At 70.8% G+C, this 16,840-nt stretch carries 17 protein-coding genes; 8 read left to right on the top strand and 9 right to left on the bottom strand.

The window, feature by feature from the left end; translation table 11 throughout:
• Positions 1-43: 43 nt before the first annotated feature.
• On the bottom strand, positions 44-922 hold the full coding sequence (locus tag ACTIGN_RS30240) for an SGNH/GDSL hydrolase family protein (RefSeq protein WP_439630956.1): 879 nt from the start codon (positions 920-922) through the stop codon (positions 44-46).
• Positions 923-1,117: 195 nt separating this feature from the next.
• Here ACTIGN_RS30240 and ACTIGN_RS30245 point away from each other — a divergent pair, with 195 nt between their 5' ends.
• From ACTIGN_RS30245 to ACTIGN_RS30255, 3 genes are all read left to right on the top strand, one after another.
• A complete protein-coding gene (locus ACTIGN_RS30245) occupies positions 1,118-1,816 on the top strand; it encodes a fused DSP-PTPase phosphatase/NAD kinase-like protein (protein WP_439630958.1) in 699 nt (232 codons plus the stop codon).
• Positions 1,813-2,910, top strand: a complete 1,098-nt coding sequence (locus tag ACTIGN_RS30250; RefSeq protein WP_439630960.1) for an LptF/LptG family permease — start codon at positions 1,813-1,815, stop codon at positions 2,908-2,910. The genes ACTIGN_RS30245 and ACTIGN_RS30250 overlap by 4 nt, the downstream gene beginning before the upstream one ends.
• A 263-nt stretch (positions 2,911-3,173) precedes the next feature.
• A complete protein-coding gene (locus tag ACTIGN_RS30255) occupies positions 3,174-4,298 on the top strand; it encodes a peptidylprolyl isomerase (RefSeq protein WP_439630962.1) in 1,125 nt (374 codons plus the stop codon).
• Between the two features lie 104 nt (positions 4,299-4,402).
• On the opposite strand, the gene ACTIGN_RS30260 is transcribed toward ACTIGN_RS30255, so the two are convergent.
• From ACTIGN_RS30260 to larA, 6 genes are all read right to left on the bottom strand, one after another.
• A complete protein-coding gene (locus ACTIGN_RS30260) occupies positions 4,403-5,467 on the bottom strand; it encodes an RluA family pseudouridine synthase (RefSeq protein WP_439630964.1) in 1,065 nt (354 codons plus the stop codon).
• A 104-nt stretch (positions 5,468-5,571) separates the two neighbouring features.
• Complete coding sequence (locus ACTIGN_RS30265; RefSeq protein WP_439630966.1) at positions 5,572-6,348, bottom strand: hypothetical protein; 777 nt, start codon at positions 6,346-6,348, stop codon at positions 5,572-5,574.
• A 118-nt stretch (positions 6,349-6,466) separates the two neighbouring features.
• Positions 6,467-7,504: a hypothetical protein gene (locus ACTIGN_RS30270; RefSeq protein WP_439630968.1), complete on the bottom strand. Its 1,038-nt coding sequence runs from the start codon at positions 7,502-7,504 to the stop codon at positions 6,467-6,469.
• A 19-nt stretch (positions 7,505-7,523) separates the two neighbouring features.
• Positions 7,524-8,216, bottom strand: coding sequence for a hypothetical protein (locus tag ACTIGN_RS30275; RefSeq protein WP_439630970.1), 693 nt, complete (start codon positions 8,214-8,216; stop codon positions 7,524-7,526).
• A gap of 14 nt (positions 8,217-8,230) precedes the next feature.
• Positions 8,231-8,473 carry a hypothetical protein gene (locus ACTIGN_RS30280; protein ID WP_439630972.1) on the bottom strand — a complete coding sequence of 81 codons (243 nt, stop codon included), beginning with the start codon at positions 8,471-8,473 and terminating at the stop codon, positions 8,231-8,233.
• Positions 8,474-8,488: 15 nt separating this feature from the next.
• Positions 8,489-9,820, bottom strand: a complete 1,332-nt coding sequence (gene larA, locus ACTIGN_RS30285) for a nickel-dependent lactate racemase (RefSeq protein WP_439630973.1) — start codon at positions 9,818-9,820, stop codon at positions 8,489-8,491.
• Positions 9,821-9,985: 165 nt separating this feature from the next.
• On the opposite strand from larA, the gene ACTIGN_RS30290 reads away from it, so the two are divergent.
• From ACTIGN_RS30290 to ACTIGN_RS30300, 3 genes are all read left to right on the top strand, one after another.
• Positions 9,986-10,222: a small basic protein gene (locus ACTIGN_RS30290; RefSeq protein WP_439630975.1), complete on the top strand. Its 237-nt coding sequence runs from the start codon at positions 9,986-9,988 to the stop codon at positions 10,220-10,222.
• A 105-nt stretch (positions 10,223-10,327) separates the two neighbouring features.
• Positions 10,328-11,536 carry a 2-amino-4-hydroxy-6-hydroxymethyldihydropteridine diphosphokinase gene (folK, locus tag ACTIGN_RS30295; RefSeq protein ID WP_439630977.1) on the top strand — a complete coding sequence of 403 codons (1,209 nt, stop codon included), beginning with the start codon at positions 10,328-10,330 and terminating at the stop codon, positions 11,534-11,536.
• A gap of 88 nt (positions 11,537-11,624) precedes the next feature.
• Positions 11,625-12,050, top strand: a complete 426-nt coding sequence (locus ACTIGN_RS30300) for a universal stress protein (protein ID WP_439630979.1) — start codon at positions 11,625-11,627, stop codon at positions 12,048-12,050.
• Between the two features lie 12 nt (positions 12,051-12,062).
• Here the strand turns inward: ACTIGN_RS30300 and ACTIGN_RS30305 are convergent, their stop codons facing one another.
• Positions 12,063-12,653 (bottom strand): 2OG-Fe(II) oxygenase, encoded by a 591-nt coding sequence (locus ACTIGN_RS30305; RefSeq protein WP_439630980.1) that lies wholly within the window; start codon positions 12,651-12,653, stop codon positions 12,063-12,065.
• A 164-nt stretch (positions 12,654-12,817) separates the two neighbouring features.
• On the opposite strand from ACTIGN_RS30305, the gene ACTIGN_RS30310 reads away from it, so the two are divergent.
• Both ACTIGN_RS30310 and ACTIGN_RS30315 read left to right on the top strand, forming a co-directional pair.
• Positions 12,818-13,855 (top strand): DUF3592 domain-containing protein, encoded by a 1,038-nt coding sequence (locus ACTIGN_RS30310; RefSeq protein WP_439630982.1) that lies wholly within the window; start codon positions 12,818-12,820, stop codon positions 13,853-13,855.
• A gap of 78 nt (positions 13,856-13,933) precedes the next feature.
• Positions 13,934-15,973 carry a WD40 repeat domain-containing protein gene (locus ACTIGN_RS30315; RefSeq protein ID WP_439630984.1) on the top strand — a complete coding sequence of 680 codons (2,040 nt, stop codon included), beginning with the start codon at positions 13,934-13,936 and terminating at the stop codon, positions 15,971-15,973.
• 216 nt (positions 15,974-16,189) lie between these two features.
• Here the strand turns inward: ACTIGN_RS30315 and ACTIGN_RS30320 are convergent.
• Positions 16,190-16,840, bottom strand: a 651-nt coding sequence (locus ACTIGN_RS30320; protein ID WP_439630986.1) for a hypothetical protein, incomplete at its 5' end; no start/stop codon positions are given.

A 16,840-nucleotide genomic window follows, 5' to 3' on the forward strand; every position in this document is an offset into this window, starting at 1 on the left:
CGTATCGTCCGGAAACAAGCATAATCCTCTGAATGACGCGGGGCTACTTGTTCAACTCCTTGAGCCGCACGGCGATCTCGTCCTCGAGTTTCGCGATGAACGGGTCGAACTCGGCGATCTCCTTGGCGTTGCGGCCCTGCTCGTGCTTGCGGAACCCGAACAGGTACGTCTCGTTCTGCGGCCGCCACTTGTTGAAGAACTGCTCGTTCTTGGCGAGCACCGCCTGCCGCACCGAGTCGAGCTTCGTCCAGTCCGCGGTGCCGGTACCGGCCGGCAGGCCGAGCGCCGCGAGGGCGGCCGGCGTCGTGAGGCGGTAGCCCTCTTCGGTGAGGTGAACGCCGTTCTCCGTGAGCCGTTGTGCGGCCCCGCCCGCGGGGAGCGCCGCGCCGGGGTCGGCGAACGTCGCCTGCCGCTTCTCGGCGACCGCCCGGACCGCGTCGCCGTACAGTTTCAGGTCGGCGTTGCGGGCCGCGGCCGGCCCCTCGTACGGCAGCGGCGGGAACAGCACGATGCGGGCGTTCGCCGGCTTCAGTGCGTCGAGGAGCTTCTCCAGCCCCTTCTCGAACTTCGGCAATCCGTCCTTGCCGTCGAACGACTCGTTGGTGCCGTAGCTGATGAAGATCACGGTCGGCTTCAATTCGAGCGCCGGCTCGACGAGTTGCTTGAAGCACTTGTCGGCATTGTTGTAGTCGAACCGGCCGCGGGACTCGCCGTGGACGGTGTCGCCGCTCCAGCCGAGGTTGCGGACCGTGAGCTTCTTGCCGGGGTTGGCGGCGAGCAGGGCCGCCTCCCAGTACCCGTACCGCTGCTCGCGCTCGACGAGCGTGCCGCCGAGCCAGACGATGCGGTCGCCGTCCTTGAACTCGAACGGTGCGGGTGGCGCGGCCAGCGAAAGGGCGACGAGCGCGGAAGAGAGGAACATGGGGTCACCTTGCGAGCGGCGGGATACCGATTCAGGGTAGCCGGAAGCGGCGCAGTTGGCGAGCGGCGGGGCGGTTCCGGTGGTCCGGGTCGCGCGGTCGGCGTTGACACGGCCGGGTGGGTGTGTATTAGTGTTGCGACTTTCGATGACGATACCATTCCCGCGTCCGCGGGATTCGCTTAACGCGGGGCTCGGATGCCGAACGCGGCGCGGTGGGTTCTGGCGGTCCTCGTCACGTGCGTCGCGATCGCGCCGCCGGTCGCGTACTTTCGCTTCCAGTACATCCACGCCAAGCGGTTCCGGGAGGTGACCCCGGAGCGGTTCTACCGGTCCGGGCAGATGACCGCGGCCGGGCTGCGCGAGATCGTCGCCGAGAACGGCATCAGGACGGTCATCAACCTCCAGCACGAGGAGCCGGACCCGCTCCTGCTCGACCGGTGGATGGGCAAGGGGGTCGTCCGCGAGAGCGAGCTGTGCCGCGAGCTGGGCGTGAAGTACCTGCTCCTCACGCCGGACGTGATCCCGCGGAACCTGCCCCGCGGTGCGGTCCCCCCGGTGGTGGACGACTACCTCGCGATCCTCGACGACCCGGCGGCGTACCCGGTGCTGATCCACTGCAAGGCCGGGCTGCACCGCACCGGCCGGCTCACGGCGATCTACCGCATGGAGTACATGGGCTGGTCGCGGGGCGAGGCGCTCCGCGAGCTGCGGGCCAACGGGTACGGCAACTTTATGGCCAGCGAGGCCGACGAGTTCATCATCCAGTTCATCAAGAACTACACCCCGCGGAAGGACCGGCCGCAGGCGCAAAAGCCCGCCGCGGCCCCGGCGCCGCGTCGCGCCCCGGTCGCGGCGCCGGCCGCGCCGCCGGCCCCGACGGGGGGCCCGCGGTGATTACCACACTCGACCGCATGGTGCTGGTCTCTTACGTCCGCTCGTACGCGATCGTGTGGACGAGCCTGATCGGCCTGTTCGTGGTCATCGACCTGTTCACGCACCTCGACGCGTTCATGAGCCGCCCGGGGTCGTTCCCGGCGATCGCCGCGTACATCGTGCGGTACTACCTGTTCCACGTCCCGCAGGTGTTCGACCTGATGGCCGAGCCGATCGCGCTGCTGGCCGCCACGTTCACCGTGTCGTGGATGCAGCGGAACAACGAGCTGCTCCCGCAACTGTCGGCCGGCATCCCGACCCGGCGGATCGTGCGGCCGGTGCTGTTCGGCGCGGCGGTCGCGGTCGCGCTCGCGCCGCTGAACACCGAACTGGTGATCCCCGAGATCGCGGACGAACTCATGGCGTCCCGCGACGACCCCGAGGGGGCCAAGGCGCAGCTCCTCATGGGCGCGTACGACACGAGCGGGGTCCACATCGAGGGGCTCGCGGGGTACCGCAAGGACCGCCGCGTGGACCGGTTCTGCGCGACGTTCCCCGAGTCGTCCCCGAGCGGGATGGTCCACGTCACGGCGGAGGAAGCGGTGTACATCCCGCCGGGCGACGACCCGCTGACGGGCGGGTGGATGCTCACCGGCGTCGGGGAGCCGGTGCCGAGCCCGCTCCCGACGAACTTCACAGTCCTCGGGACCGGCCGCGGGTTCCTGAGGACCGACACGGCCGACTACGACACCGTGCGCCGCGGCGGCACGTGGTACATCTACGCCTCGACGGTCCGGCTCCGGGAGCTGCTCGGGGCCGACGACAGCCGCCGGCAAACCAAGATGGCGGTGCTGTTCCACACCCGGATCACCCGGCCCGTGATCGGCATGCTCCTGGTGCTGCTGGGCGTGTCGGTGATCCTGTGGAACCCGAACCGGCACATCGCGCTGAGCGCGGGCCTGTGCATGGCGCTGGGGACGGGGTATTACGCCTGCGTCATCGGCTGCACGGCGATCGGCAATTCGGCGCTGGTGTCGCCGGCGATGGCGGCGTGGATCCCGGTCATGATCTACGGCCCGCTCGCGTTCGTCGCGTTCGACATGGTCCACACGTGATCCCTGGGGGGTGTTGTCGGTTGGTGGTTGTTGGTGGGCCGAACCCGCGGGTGCTTCACTCTGCGGTTTCGGTCACGCCCTCGCGCCCCGGTCCACACGAACGGCCCCCACGTCCCGCAACCCACCCACAAGCCCACAACGACCCCGCGGCAATTCCGGTTGACAGGGCGGGCCGCGAGGGTATGACCGTCGCCTTCAGAGCCGGGGACCGCACCCGCTGAGGGGAACGGCGGGTCAGCCCGAGCGCTCGTAAGGAGTACGCGATGCGCAAGATCAGCCGCGCGGCGGCAGCCCTCGTTCTCGGAAGCTCGCTCGCCGCCACGGCCGCCGCCCAGGCCCCGGCGCAGCCGCAGCCCCAACCGGCCCCGGCCGCCCCGCAGGCCCAGCCGCAGCCGCCGGCCCCGGTCGTACCGGCCGTCACCCCGGCCCCGGCGAAGCCCGAGGTCCGCCCGACGGGGACCGCCGCGACCGTCAACGGCCAGGCCATCCCCGAGGTGGCCGTGTACCGCGCCCTGCGGAGCTTCCCCGAGGCGCACCGGGAGACGGCCCGCAAGGAGATCATGTCCCACCTGATCGAGAACGTGCTGATCGACCAGTACCTCAACGCGATCAAGGTGACGCTCGAGGACAAGGAGATCGAGGCCCTCATCAACGAGCTGAAGGCGGAGCTGGCCGCGGCCAAGCCGCCCAAGGACTACTCCAAGGAACTCGAGGCGATGATGCTGACTGAGGCGGAGTTCCGCACCGAGGTCACGGCCCAGCTCAAGTGGGAGAAGTTCATCAAGACCCAGGGGACCGACGCGGCCCTGAAGCAACTGTTCGACAGCAGCCCGGACGTGTTCGACGGCACCATGGTCCGCGCCCGGCACATCCTGATGACCCCGGGGGCCGACGAGGCCAAGCAGAAGGACGCGGCCCAGAAGCTCCGCGGGATCAAGCAGGTGATCGACCAGGAGGCGGCCAAGGCCGTCGCGGCCCTGCCGGCCACCGCCGACGCGCTGGCCAAGGAGCAGACCCGCGTGGGCAAGGTCGAGGAGCTGTTCTCGGCCTACGCGAAGGAGTACTCGGCGTGCCCGTCGAAGAAGGACGGCGGCGACCTGAACTTCTTCCCGCGGTCCGGCGCGATGGTCGAGCCGTTCGCCAAGGCCGCGTTCGCGCTCAAGCCGTTCGAGATGACCGACGTGGTGTCGACCGAGTTCGGGTACCACCTGATCCTCGTCACGGCCCGGAAGCAGGGCACCGCGAAGAAGTTCGACGACGTGAAGGAAGACGTGCGGATGTTGTACGCGATGCGGCTCCGCGAGGCGGTCGTCGACCAGATGAAGCCGAAGGCGCAGATCACCATGAGCACGCCGCCGGCCGCCGCGCCCCCCGCCCCGAAGCAGTGACCCGTGTGGTGAAGAGTTGATTTGAGTGGGGCGGGCATTCTTGCCTGCCCCATTTGCATTTGGGAAGCAGGCAAGAATGCCCGCCCCACCAATCGACTGTAACCTCACCGGTACGGGCGGTGGAGCCGGAGCGCGTCGAGCGTGCGGCGCATGTCGGGCGGGAGCGGCGCCTCGGCCTCGATCCACTGCTCGGTCCGCGGGTGCCGGAACCGGAGCCGGAAGGCGTGCAGCGCCTGGCGGCCGATGAGCACCTCGTTCTCGGGTTCGGGCAGCCCGGGCACAATGTCCGAGAGCCGGAACTGGTCGCGGCCGCCGTAGAGCTTGTCGGCCAGCACCGGGCACCCGACGTGCTGGAGGTGGACGCGGATCTGGTGCGTCCGGCCGGTCCGCGGCTGCACCTTCACTAACGTGAACCCGCGGAACCGCTCCAGCACCTCGTAGTACGTCAGCGCGTGCTTCGCGTCCGGGTCGGTCGAGACCACCATCCGGAGCCGGTCGTGCGGGTGCATCTTCAGCGCGCCCTCGACGTAGTCCGAGTCCCGCTCCAACTCTCCGGCGGCCAGCGAAACGTACTCCTTGAACACCTTCCGCGACTCGAACTGCATGCTCAGGTCGCGGTGCGTCACGTCGTCCTTGGCGATGAGGATGACGCCGCTCGTGTCCTTGTCGAGCCGGTGGACGATGCCGGCCCGCAGGTGCCCGTTGCCGGTGCTCAGGTGCTCGCGGAAGTGCCACTGGAGCGCGTTCACCAGCGTGCCCGACCAGTTCCCCTTCGCGGGGTGGACCACCATGTCGTGCGGCTTGTTGACGACCGCGAGCCAGTCGTCCTCGTAGATGATGTGGAGCGGGATGTTTTCGGGGACCGGGATCTCGTGGACCGGGGCCGGCATCTCGACGTACAGGCGGTCGTTCTTGCGGACCTTGTACGCGGGCTTCAGCACCGGCCGGTCGTTGGCCTTCACGGTGCCGGCCTCGATCGCCCGCTGGACCTCGGACCGGCTGAAGTCGGCCCCGAGGTGCAGGAGCACGTACTGGTCGAGCCGCATCCCCTCGGACTTGACCATGACGACGAGTTCGAGCGGCTCGCGGAGCCGGACGCTGGACACGATCGGGACCGCTTCGATCTCGTCGTCGGGGAGTTCAACGGGGGTGTCGTCGGCGGCGGACATGGTGCGGCGTTCTGAGGTGGGTGCGCGGCCGGCGCCGGGGTCAAACGTGTGACGGCACGGGGTCGCCCCCGTGCCGCCGCGACCGCGGGCGTCCGCGGCCCGAGTTACTTCGGCAGGCCGGGCGGCCGCGGCATCCCCGGGGGGCCGCCGGGGCTCAGCCCGCCGGACCCGTGCGGGTCGGCCTCGGGCAGCAGCGGGGCCTGGATCGTCAGCGCCCGCTGGACGCGGACGAAGTCGGCCGACGTTTGCGCCTGCTCGTTCCGCAGGGCGTCGGCGAGCTTCTTCGAGTCGGTGGCCCACGGGGTGTCCGGGGCGGCGGCCGCGGCGAGTTGGTCGAGGTACTCGACGACCTTCGACACCTTCCCGCGGAACTCGGTGAGTTCGTTCGGCTTCACCGGCACGCCGACGAGGGCGGCCTCGGCCTTGGCGAGCCCGAGCAGGCACTCAGCCTTGAACACCGGGTCCTTCTCGAACTTCGGGAGCAGCTTGGCGAACTCCTCGCGGGCCTTCTCGACGCTCTCGACGGCCTTCTGCCGCCGCTCGGCGTTCGGCGAGCCGAGCTGGTCGATCCCCTCGGGGCCGAGCAGGCTGCGGGCCACGCTGATCTCGGCGACGCGGGCGACCGGGCCGCTCGCGTAGTTCTTCTCGATCTCTTCGAGGCCGGCGACGGTGCGGGCCTCGTCGAACTTGAGCCACTGCGCCGAGGTGTCCTTGCGGCGCTCGTAGGCGATGTACCACCACACGCCGGCACCGACCACGACGATCAGAACGACGGCCATGAGCTTGTAGCTGACGAGCTTGCCCTGCTTGAAGTTCCCCCACGCGTCGGTGAGTGTGGTGGCGAGGGCGTTCGGCTCGGTTTCCTTCTGTTCCGCGCTCATCGGAGACTCCGGGGCCGGCGTCCGTCGGCAAATCCGTTACGACCGGTCGATTAGGAGGATGATAGAAGGCCGCCCCGGAACGGTCAACGCCGGCGCGTCGGGCCCCGGTTCCGGCGCGTCACTCGGCCCTTTTGAACGCGGCGGCCGGCGAGACGAACCCCGCGGACACGTCCGGGGTGCCCTTCCCGTCCGCGACCCGGTACTCGACCGCGGCCGTGCCGCGGACCGCGACCGCCCTCAGCGACCCGTTCCGCGGCAGGCTCACCGCGACCCGCGTCGCGCTGCCGTTCACGTCGCCGCGGAGGTCGGTCGTTCGGGCCGTGATGGTAACGGTCGAGCCGCCGTCGATGGCCGAGCCGGGCCGCGTCGGGGTCGTCGGGGCGGTGAACGTCACGTCGCCGCCCGGGGCCGCGATCTCGACCTTCGACTTGCCGCCGACCGCGGCCGCGAACGTGACCGTCCCGTTCGGCGCGTTCAGCTTCAGGGTGGAGCCGTTGTCGATCTTCCCGCCGACGTAGACCTGCGCCGCCTCCAGCCCCGAGGCGTCGAGCACCGCCCCGCCGTCGAGGCCACGCGCCCGGAACGAGTTCACCTTCCCCTTGAGGACGACCCGCTCGCCCTTCTTCATGGTGAACGGCAGGTGATACGTCCCGTTCGGTAGGTTCAGCTCGATGATGATGGCCCTGTCGGGTGCGGGTGCGGGCGGCTGCGGCTCGGGCGGCGAGGATTCGGGCTCGGGCTCGGGGGCCGCGGTCGGCTCGTGCGGCCCCGGGGCGACCTCGACGCGGCGACCGGGAACGGACGGGAGCGGCGGCAGGGGCCGCGAGTCGTTCGGAGTGACCTGTGCGACCTCGGTGGGCGGGTGCGTGCGGTCCGCCTGCCACGCGAGAACGCCCCCGACCCCAGTCCCCACGCCGACCGCGAACACCGCGGCCCAGCGGAACCACGCGGGGAACCCCTCAGCGCCGGCCGCGGTGCGGTTCATGGCGCTGACGTCGGCCGGCAGGTTCCGGGTGGGGTCCGGGGCGCTCGGCGGCTTGGCGACCGGCGGGGCCGCGAGAACCGCGCCCGGCCCGGCGTCGCACACCGGGCAAGGCCGGGCGAGTTGGTCCTCGGCCCGCGGCAGCCCGCACCCCGGACAGGCGGTCATCGACATCGGCGGCCCTCGGCGGGAGTCAGGCTTTGGAGGCGACGGTCGCGGCCACGTCGCCCACAACGGTCTCGACGAGGCCGAACGTCGTGCGGACGTAGGGGTCGGGCAATTCGAGGACGTCGCCGACGGCGTACCGGGCCTTCGCCCCCGCCTTCGCGAGGTACACCGAGTTCACGAGCCCCTTGCCGTGGACGAGGATGTCGCGGGACGCCTTGGCCTCGGCCAGCGCCGCGACCTGATCGGGCGACGGCCCCGGCACGCTGACGAGCTTGCGGAGGTAATCGAACCACTCCGCGACCTTGCGGTACTTGACCTCGTTCAACTCGCGGTCGATCACGCCCTGGAGCACGGCGGCGGTGTCGGCCGCGGCGAGGACCGTTTCCAACTCGACCTGCTTGCGGAGCAGGATACCGGGGTGGTCCCGGAGCCACAGTGCGAGCAGGTCGAAGAAGAACGCCTCGAACGTCGTGACGAGTTGCTGGAACGTCGCCGGGGTGAGGTAGCGCTCCATGTACCCCGGCACGCGGGCGATGATTTGCGCCTGATCGGCGCTCGTGGCGGTGGCAACATTCTGGACGCTGAACACGCGCCCCGAACGGACGTCTCTTGAAAGCTCGTCCCAGGCCGCGATGCTCTGATAGTGGTAGTCGAGAACGGCCGCGAGGTCGGCCCGCGCGTCCGCCGCCAGCTTTTGGATGTCGTCGGCAAGCGCCACGGGACCGCTCCGCATCAGGGCATGCTGTCGAGGAGTTGCTGCACCAACTTGACGTCGGCCTTGACGCTTAACGAGATTCCAAAGAACGGCGGTTGACCGTCCATCGAAATCTCGACCGGGCTGTCCCAGTACGGAACCGCGTGCCCGTCGAGCAGCGCGTGGACCTCGTCCCGCCGCGACACGGGGACGAGCAACCGCCCCCCGCCGCGGTCGCCCGGTATGATCGTCACGGGTGCCTGCGCTCTCGGGTTCGTCATCGCACGTCCTCCCATTTACGCCCCGACCACGTAGGGCAGCACGTACGGCCCCTTCGGGATGACGGCGACGCGGGCGGCCGGGCCGTACTCGGTCAGCGCGTCGGCGAGCGCGGCCTCGATGCTCGCGGCCGGCTCGACGTTGCACAGCCGCAGCGCGTCGGCGCTGAGCCCCTGCGAGAACACCTTCACCCGGCAGTGCCCCAGGATCTTCTGGAACATCACCAACTGCCACTCGTCCATCTCGCAGACGTCGCGGTGCAGGGACCGCGAGCCGCGGTTCGTCGGCGGCGCGCCCGCGGGCCTCCCGGCGACCGCGAGCGTCGCGTACCGGTCGTTGCGGCGGTAGTCGTCGAGGAGTGCGCGGAACTCGGGGCTGCCGAGCCCCTCGGTGAGGCTCGCGGCCATGATGATCGTGCCGCCCGGCTTCACGATCGGCAGCGCCCCGGTCAGCCCCTTCACCGCCTGGTACCACGTCGTGTCGAGCGGGTACCCGGCGCAGCTCGTGACGACCACGTCGCACTGGTGCGGCACCCCGGCCTTCACCACCTCGCGGCAGAACCGTACCCCCTCTTCCCAGGCCTTGATCATGTCGCCGGCCCACACGCCGGTCACCTGCCGCTTGCCGTCGATGCACACGTTCACGATGAAGTCGCACCCGGCCATCAGCGCGATCCGCGTGTTCTCCTCGTGGACCGGGTTCCCCTCGACGCTCCCGCAGTCGGCCTTCGGGTGCTCGAGGAACCGCGGGCCGTGCCACACCTTGACCGTCTCGATGCCCGCGATGCCGGGGCAGATGAGCTTGCGGCCGCCCGAGTACCCGGCCATCAGGTGCGGCTCGATGAGGCCGGTGGTGATCTTGAGTTCGGCCCGGGTGTACCGGTTGTCGATCCACGCCGGCACGCCGTTAGGCGTGGTGCCGAGGTACTCGTGCTCGTCCGGTTCCTTCCCGTGGTGGTTCACGCACCGGTAGGTGCCCGCGATGTACTCGCCGACCAGTTCGACCAGTTCCTCGCCCTCGTTCGGGCGGTGCAGGCCGGTGGCGATCAGGATCGTGATCCCCCCCCGCGGCACCCCCGCGTCCTCCAGCGTCTTCGTGAGGGCCGGGAGGATGAGCTTGTTCGGCACCGGCCGGGTGATGTCGCAGATGACGATGCACGCCGTTTGCTTCCCGCGGGCCAGGTCCGCGAGGGGCCGCGTACCGATCGGGTTCGCAATTGCGGCCCCGATGGCGGCGGCCGGATCGGCCAGTGGCGGGGCCGGCTGGATGGTCAGCGGCGGGCCGACGAGCCGGTCGTCCGGGAGGGTGACGTCGAGACCGGTCTTGCCGTAGTCGAGGGTAACTTTCATACGCGTTGTTGGGAGTCCGGAGGCGGGAGGCCGAGGGAAGACACCGGGACGACCGCCGGGGGCGTCCTTGTCGCGTGCCGCAGAGGGTTATATTATCACAGTTCCGGGCGGGTTGGACGTGGTTTCGCCGCCCCCCGACCCACAGACTCCTGACCCCCGAATCCCATGTCCATCGACAAGAGCCTGAAGCGCAAGGGCGGCATGACCCGGCAGCGGTGCGTGCTGACCCGGGCCGAGCGAATCGCCAAGATGATCGAGAACGGCCAGTGGGGCGACGGCAAGAGCCCGTTCGGGCTGCCGAAGACCCGCGTCCAGAAGATCGTGATGAAGAAGAAGGTCAAGAAGGAGGCCGAGGGCGAGGCCGCCGCCGACCCCAAGGCCAAGGGCGCCGCCAAGAAGTGACGGCCCTGGCCGGTCACGGCCCGAGGACCATCCCGCGTCCGCGCCACTCTCCCGGCGCGGACGCTGCGTTTCGCATTTCCCGCGCGACGGCGGAGGCCGCGACCGATGGCGACCGCGTACCTCGCGCTCGGCAGCAACCTCGGCGACCGCTGGGCGAACCTCACCGCGGCCGTGCGGCGGCTCCGGGCCGAGCCCGGCGTGCGGGTGGTCGCCGCGTCCGAGGTCTACGAGACCGCGCCGCTCGACTGCCCCCCGGGGTCGGGCGACTACCTGAACTCCGCCGTCGCGGTCGAAACCGACACCTCGCCCGAAGACCTGCTGAAGCTCCTCCACCGCATCGAGCACGCCTTCGGCCGCGTCCGGGCCGGCGTCAACGCCCCGCGAACGCTCGACCTCGACCTGCTCCTCTACGCCGACCGCGTCATCGACACGCCGGATCTCGTGGTCCCGCACCCGAGGATGCACGAACGCGGCTTCGTGCTGGTGCCGCTCGCGGAGGTCGCGCCGGACGTCGTTCACCCCACGCTCGGCAAGTCGGTCCGCGAACTGCTCGCCGGCGTCCCCAGCGGCGACGTGCGGGTCGCCCGCGAGACCCCTTCCGCCCCGCAGACGCTCGCGGGGCGCACCGCACTGGTCACCGGTTCGACGAGCGGCATCGGGGCGTCCATCGCGGAACTCTACGAGCGCCACGGTGCCGACGTCATCACCCACGGGCGGCGACCGCTTGCGGGCCGGCACGTCGCCGCTGACCTCCGCGACCCGGCCCAGGTCGATCGGCTCGCGGACGAGGCGTGGGCCCTCGCCGACGGGCTCGACGTGCTGGTGTGCAACGCGGGGGCCGACACGCTCACCGGCGACGCGGCGAAGTGGTCGTTCGACGAGAAACTCGACGCGCTGCTCGCCATCGACCTGAGGGCGACTATGCGGCTCGCCCGCACCATCGGCGCACGCATGAAGGACCGCGGCCGCGGGTGCATCGTCACCGTCGGCTGGGACCAGGCCGAGACCGGCATGGAGGGCGACAGCGGGCAACTCTTCGCCGCGGTGAAGGGGGCCGTGATGTGCTTCACACGGAGCCTCGCCCTGAGCCTCGCGCCGGAGGTGCGGGTGAACTGCGTCGCCCCGGGGTGGGTGCGGACCGCCTGGGGCGAGACGGCCAGCGCCGTTTGGCAGGAGCGGGTCCGCCGCGAGACGCCTCTCGGCGTGTGGGGACTCCCCGAGGACGTCGCCGCCGCGGCGCTGTGGCTCGCGTCCCCGGCGGCGGGGTTCATCACGGGGCAGACGGTGCCTGTGAACGGCGGGGCGGTCCGGTGATTCCCTGACCCGGGGGAGTACGCGCTTGGGTCGGCCGCCGCGAGGTGGTACGATGCCGGGGTAGTTCGGTCGCCCAGAGGGAGCGCCCATGATCCACGTCAAGAAGATCCTCTACCCCACCGACTTCTCCAGCTACTCGAACCAGGCGTACTTCCACGCGCTGGGGCTGGCCGAGACCTACGGCGCGGCCCTCGCGGTCGTGTACGTCCACCCGCCCGGCGGCCCCGGCGAGAAGGCCCACTGGCGGGCGCAGCTCGAACAGGTGCGGCCGGCGAACCCGAAGATACCCGTCGCGCACGTCGTCCTGGAGGGCGACCCGGCGGCCGAGATCGTCCGGTACGCGGCCGACACGGGGACCGACGTGGTCGTGATCGGCACCCACGGCCGCACCGGCGTGGACCGGCTCGTGATGGGCAGCGTCGCCGAGAAGGTGATGCGCGAGGCCCCCTGCTCCGTGCTGGTCGTCAAGCTCCCCCGCGAATCCGACCCGGCCGACCCGCACCACGTCCGCTGAGCGGACCCGGGGCTACTCGTGGCCCGGGACGCGGTACATCACGTCGGACCGGAGGACGTACTTCCGGCCCGCGGCGACCGCCGCCCCTTCGTGCAGTAGGTAGTGGTAGAAAACCAGCGCCTTCCCGGCCTCCGGCGCCACGCGGATCACGTCGCCGTCGGCCAGTCGCTCGCCGTCGTCCTGGATGTGGATGACCGTGTCCCCGCCCGTGCAGTCGCCGCCCAGGTACACCATGAAGGTGAGCTGGCTCCGCTCGTCGCCGCGGGCGAAGTGGGCGTCGGTGTGCGGGCGGAACGCCTGGCCCGCTTCGTAGCGGTAGAACCGGAACCGCTCGTTCAGGCCGGTCGCCTCGCGGCCGCGGAACGGGGACGGCACGAGCGGCCGCGCCCGCTCCCAGAGTTCCGCGGCCCACTCGCGGTTGTCGATCATCACCCGCTCGTTGTTCCGCACGCTCGGGGCCATGAGCGGCCCGGACGGCGTGGTGATCGGCGCGGCCGCGTACCCCACCGCCTCGGTGACGCGGACGTAATCGGCGCACTCGCCCGGCGAGAGGAAGTCGTGGATCACGAACACCTGCTCGCCGTCGAGAAGTTCCTTCCGCATGTGCGTTTCCCGTGAGGTGCGATCGGCCCGCAGGACGGACACGCCGCCCCGCGGCGAGGTTCCCCGGTCCGGATCGAGACCCGCGCGTTTCGCCGGCGGGCGGCGTCCGATATCCTCACATGCTCGCTGTCGTCCCGCAACCGGCACAACACACCGGACGCCCCATGCAGTTCTTCGCCCTCCGAGCGAGCCCGGTCGTGCTGTGGGTCGTCGCGGCCGCGGTCGCCGCGGGCGCGGTCACGCTCGACTGGGTCGTCCTCGACGGGTTCGTGTGGCAGCGCCGGGCCGCGGGGTTCCCCACCGCGGCCGCCACCGTCGTCACGTCCGAGGTGGTCGAGCGCCGCGGGGGCAAGGGCGGCACCACGTACACGCTCGAACTCGCGTACCAGTTCACGGTGGCCGGCCGCACGTACGTCGGCACGCGGGTGCGGTACTTCGTAAAGCCGTCGTCGAAGCACAGGGCCGAGATCGACCGGCTCCGGGCCGAGTACGCCGTCGCGCGGCCGGTCGTCGCGTACTACCCGCCCGACAGCCCCGCGGACGCGATCCTGCGGCCCGGCGTCGAGGGGACCGACTACCTCCGGGCGCTCTTCGCCCTCGGCCTCACCGTCTTGGCCGGCGGCGCGACCCGCCTCGCCTTCGGCAAGCAGCCGCGGTTCGACCCGAACGACCCGGACCAGGCCCGGCAGACCGACGCGGGCTGGGAGGCGCGCATGCCCGGGGCGTCGCACGCCGCGGTGTTCTGCGTGGCGTTCGCCGCCGCGACGCTGCTCGGGGGCTTCGTGGTTACCGTCGCACACGGTGAGAACCCCGCACCCGAGGTCGTTGGGGTGGCGCTCGCGGGGGCGGTCGGGGTCGCGGCCGTCGCCGCGGCGCTGCTCTCGCACCACCCGACGCTCGCCGCCGACCTCGACGCCCGCACCCTGACCCTCCCGGCGCCGTGGTTCGGGTGGCCGGTCCGGGTGCCGTTCGAACAGGTCGGCACCGTCGCCGTCCGCGAGGAGGAGCACGCCGTGGGCCGCGGGGGCGACACGTACACCGTGTACCGCTGCGAGATCGGCTGGGGGACGAGCGCCGGGGTTCAGATCACGACAGTGGCGGCGTACCTGCACCGCGCCGACGCCGAGCGGCTCGCCGCGTGGATCAACATGGCGGTGGGGCGCATGGACACCGAACTGGGGGCCGTCGAGCGGCCGGCCTGACGCCGGCGGTTCGGTCCTCGACGCCCGCCCGGTCCCGCGGTACGCTCAGTCTTGCCCACCCTCCCGGAGTCCCACCCCATGACTGCCCGCCGGTTCTGGACCGCGTTCGCCCTGTCACTCTTCCCCGCCCTCGTCGCCCTCGCGGCCGACGGCGACCCGCTCCCCGACGGCGCGAAGGCCCGCCTCGGCACGGCCCGGCTGCGGAGCACCAGCGGGAGCCCGACCGCGATCACCCCGAACGGGCGGTTCCTCGCCAGCCCCGTCCCCGGCGGGGCGATTGGGTTCCTCGAACTCAACGGCGACGTGACCCGGACCGTGCGCATCGACGGCGAGTTCGGCACCGTGATCGCGTTCTCGGCCGACGTGAAGCGGGCGCTAAGCGTCGGCTACCAGGCCGCGTTCGTGTGGGACACCGGGACCGGGAAGGTGCTGGCGAAGGCCGCCCGGAGCGTCCTGAGCGGCGACAACGCCGCGGCCCTCTCGGCCGACGGAAAGGTGTTCGCCGTCGGCGGCACCAAGAGCTTCAACGAGAAAGACAAGGACAAGCTCCCGGCGGTGACCGTGTGGGACGCGGACGGGAACAAGGAGGCCGCGAGCATCCGCCCGGCGCAGAACGAGACCGTGTACGTCGCGCTGTCGCCCGACGGGAAGCGGGTCGCGACGTGGGGCTACCACGCCGACCGCGACGCGAAGGAGCCGCCGAAGCCCGAGGCCGACCCGGGCCGGCTCGTGCAGTTCTGGACCGCCGACGGCAAGGAGACCGGCAAGGCCCGGCTCCTCACCGGCTCGAACCCCGCGACGGTCGCGTTCTCGCCGGACGGCGCGCTCGCGGCGGTGTCCGGCGGCGAGGGGGCGGTCTACCTGTTCGACCCGGCGACCGGCACCGCGAAGGGCCAGCTCCTGGGCCGGTCGCGGCAGGGCCGGCGGCTCGCGTTCAGCCCCGACGGGAAGACGCTCGCCTCGGCCGGCGACGACGGGGCCGTCCAACGGTGGGCGGTGGCCGACGGCACGCGGCTCGGCACCACGGAGCCGCCGGTGCCGATGACGTTCCCCCGCGGGCTCCAGTTCACGGACAACGAGCGGCTCGTGGCGTGGTCGAACCGCGGGTCGGCGACGTTCGCGTGGGAGGTGCCGAGCGGCAAGCTCCTCACCCCGGCCGGCGGGCACATCAACCCGGTCACGAGCGTCGCCGTCGCCGGGGGCGGCAAGGAGGTGTTCACCGCCGCGAGCGACGGGGCCGTGATCCGCTGGGACCCGGTTACGGGCAAGGAACTCGGCACGATCCCGCTGAAGACGCCGCAGACCGGGTACGGGACCGGCGTGGTGACCGGCACCGTGTACCTCACCGCCGACGGCACCCGGGCGCTGGCGAACGACGGCAGCGGGCTGGCGGTGTACGACCTCCCGGCCGGCACGCAGCAGTTCGTCATCCCGACCGACTACAACCGCGAGAACCGGGCGGCGTTCACCCCGGACGGGGCGAAGGTCGTGCACGTCGTCTCGTCGTACGACGCGAAGAAGAACCCGTCGCGGGTGGTGGTGTGGGACGTGGCCGCGGCGAAGAAACTCGGTGAGGTGGACCTGCCGGGGCTGACGCAGGTGCAGGCCGCGCTCTCGCCCGACGGCAAGTCGCTGGTGACGTCCGGGACGCGGCCCGACGAGAAGGGCGGCGGCGAGTTCGTGGTGACCGGGTGGGAGCTGGCGACCGCGAAGAAGCGCGGCGAGTTCACCGAGCCGAGCGGGTACGGCGCGAAGACCGTGGCCGCGACGGCCGACAACAAGACGGCCGTGGTGCTGAGCCCGAAGAGCGGCCCGATCGTCGTGGACTTCGTGACCGGCACCAAGGTGCGCACGCTGGAACTGGGCGGCAAGCAGCCGGGCTCGGTCGTGGCCGTGAGCAGCGACGGCAAGCTGGTCGCGGTCGCGACGCAGGCCGGCTTCGGGGCGAGCCCGGCGGCGCCGGTGGTGGTGTTCGAGGCCGACACGGGCAAGGTGAAGAAGACGATCGCCGGCGGCTCGGGGAACCTGAACGCGCTCGCGTTCTCGCCCGACGGCAAGCTGCTCGTCACCGGCTCCTACGACACCACCGCACTCGTGTGGGACATCTCAGAGAAGTGATCCGCTCGACCAATCGCGCCGCGGGGCCGTGCCCCCGCAGCGCGGCTTTGGTCTTGAGCCCCGGAGGGGCGGCGGATGGTAGCCAGGGGTGGAGCGAGCCTTCGGGCAAACCCCTGGTCCGTGGTGATCCGCGTTTCGCCGGGGACCAGGGGTTTGCCCGAAGCGGGCCGCACCCCTGGCTACCATCCGCCGCCCCTCCGGGGCTCAATACCACGGTCACCCCTTCCCCAGCACCAGATCGATCACCCAGCACCCGCGAACGTGAACCTGCTGCGGGTCGCGGCAGTGCGTCAGCATGTCGTCGCTGTCGCACCCGGCGTCTTGCAGCGCGTCGGCGAGGATCGGCATCGCATCAAAGTTTCGCGACTCGTACATCCCACGCGCCAGCGCCACGGCGGTCGAGGTGCGCCACGCCGCGTCGAACGCGACCGGCCGGAACGGATTGCCGAAGATGTCGCGGAGGAGATTGGATTGGGCGAAGAACTCAGTCCGTTCGCGGTCTTCGTCGTACCGAGCTTCGGACGGTGTGACGGTTCCGAGACCTACCGCACGAGCGCATGCGTCAGCGCAACCACGTTCGTTCACGGGCAATCGAGAGCAATGCCATCCCGCATCAAGGGTGTAAACGTTTCCTTCTTGATATGACATCGCGGAATACGCGGCTTGGTGTGAGGAGAACAACTCGTCGTGCGTTGCCAGGCCATCGGCGAAGCGCTCGGACACCTCGATTGCAGCACGAGTTCGAACCTCGAAACAGAGATTCCAGATGCGGCGGCAACAAGCAACGCAGAACAATCGCGGCTTGCGTCTTTCTGTTCTTTCCGCGACATCCTGTAGCTCATGCGGCGAGGTTGAGGATGCGTTCCG

Source organism: Gemmata sp., from assembly GCF_051859125.1.
In the GTDB taxonomy this organism is placed as follows: Bacteria; Planctomycetota; Planctomycetia; order Gemmatales; family Gemmataceae; genus Gemmata.

Excerpts from the sequence above, each read along its gene's own strand:
- ACTIGN_RS30290 (WP_439630975.1), top strand. The coding sequence starts at position 9,986 with ATGTCCATCGACAAGAGCCTGAAGCGCAAGGGCGGCATGACCCGGCAG.
- ACTIGN_RS30310 (WP_439630982.1), top strand. The coding sequence starts at position 12,818 with ATGCAGTTCTTCGCCCTCCGAGCGAGCCCGGTCGTGCTGTGGGTCGTC.
- ACTIGN_RS30305 (WP_439630980.1), bottom strand. The coding sequence starts at position 12,653 with ATGCGGAAGGAACTTCTCGACGGCGAGCAGGTGTTCGTGATCCACGAC.
- ACTIGN_RS30300 (WP_439630979.1), top strand. The coding sequence starts at position 11,625 with ATGATCCACGTCAAGAAGATCCTCTACCCCACCGACTTCTCCAGCTAC.
- ACTIGN_RS30245 (WP_439630958.1), top strand. The coding sequence starts at position 1,118 with ATGCCGAACGCGGCGCGGTGGGTTCTGGCGGTCCTCGTCACGTGCGTC.
- ACTIGN_RS30260 (WP_439630964.1), bottom strand. The coding sequence starts at position 5,467 with ATGTCCGCCGCCGACGACACCCCCGTTGAACTCCCCGACGACGAGATC.
- ACTIGN_RS30265 (WP_439630966.1), bottom strand. The coding sequence starts at position 6,348 with ATGAGCGCGGAACAGAAGGAAACCGAGCCGAACGCCCTCGCCACCACA.
- folK (WP_439630977.1), top strand. The coding sequence starts at position 10,328 with ATGGCGACCGCGTACCTCGCGCTCGGCAGCAACCTCGGCGACCGCTGG.
- ACTIGN_RS30315 (WP_439630984.1), top strand. The coding sequence starts at position 13,934 with ATGACTGCCCGCCGGTTCTGGACCGCGTTCGCCCTGTCACTCTTCCCC.
- ACTIGN_RS30255 (WP_439630962.1), top strand. The coding sequence starts at position 3,174 with ATGCGCAAGATCAGCCGCGCGGCGGCAGCCCTCGTTCTCGGAAGCTCG.
- ACTIGN_RS30270 (WP_439630968.1), bottom strand. The coding sequence starts at position 7,504 with ATGTCGATGACCGCCTGTCCGGGGTGCGGGCTGCCGCGGGCCGAGGAC.
- larA (WP_439630973.1), bottom strand. The coding sequence starts at position 9,820 with ATGAAAGTTACCCTCGACTACGGCAAGACCGGTCTCGACGTCACCCTC.
- ACTIGN_RS30240 (WP_439630956.1), bottom strand. The coding sequence starts at position 922 with ATGTTCCTCTCTTCCGCGCTCGTCGCCCTTTCGCTGGCCGCGCCACCC.
- ACTIGN_RS30280 (WP_439630972.1), bottom strand. The coding sequence starts at position 8,473 with ATGACGAACCCGAGAGCGCAGGCACCCGTGACGATCATACCGGGCGAC.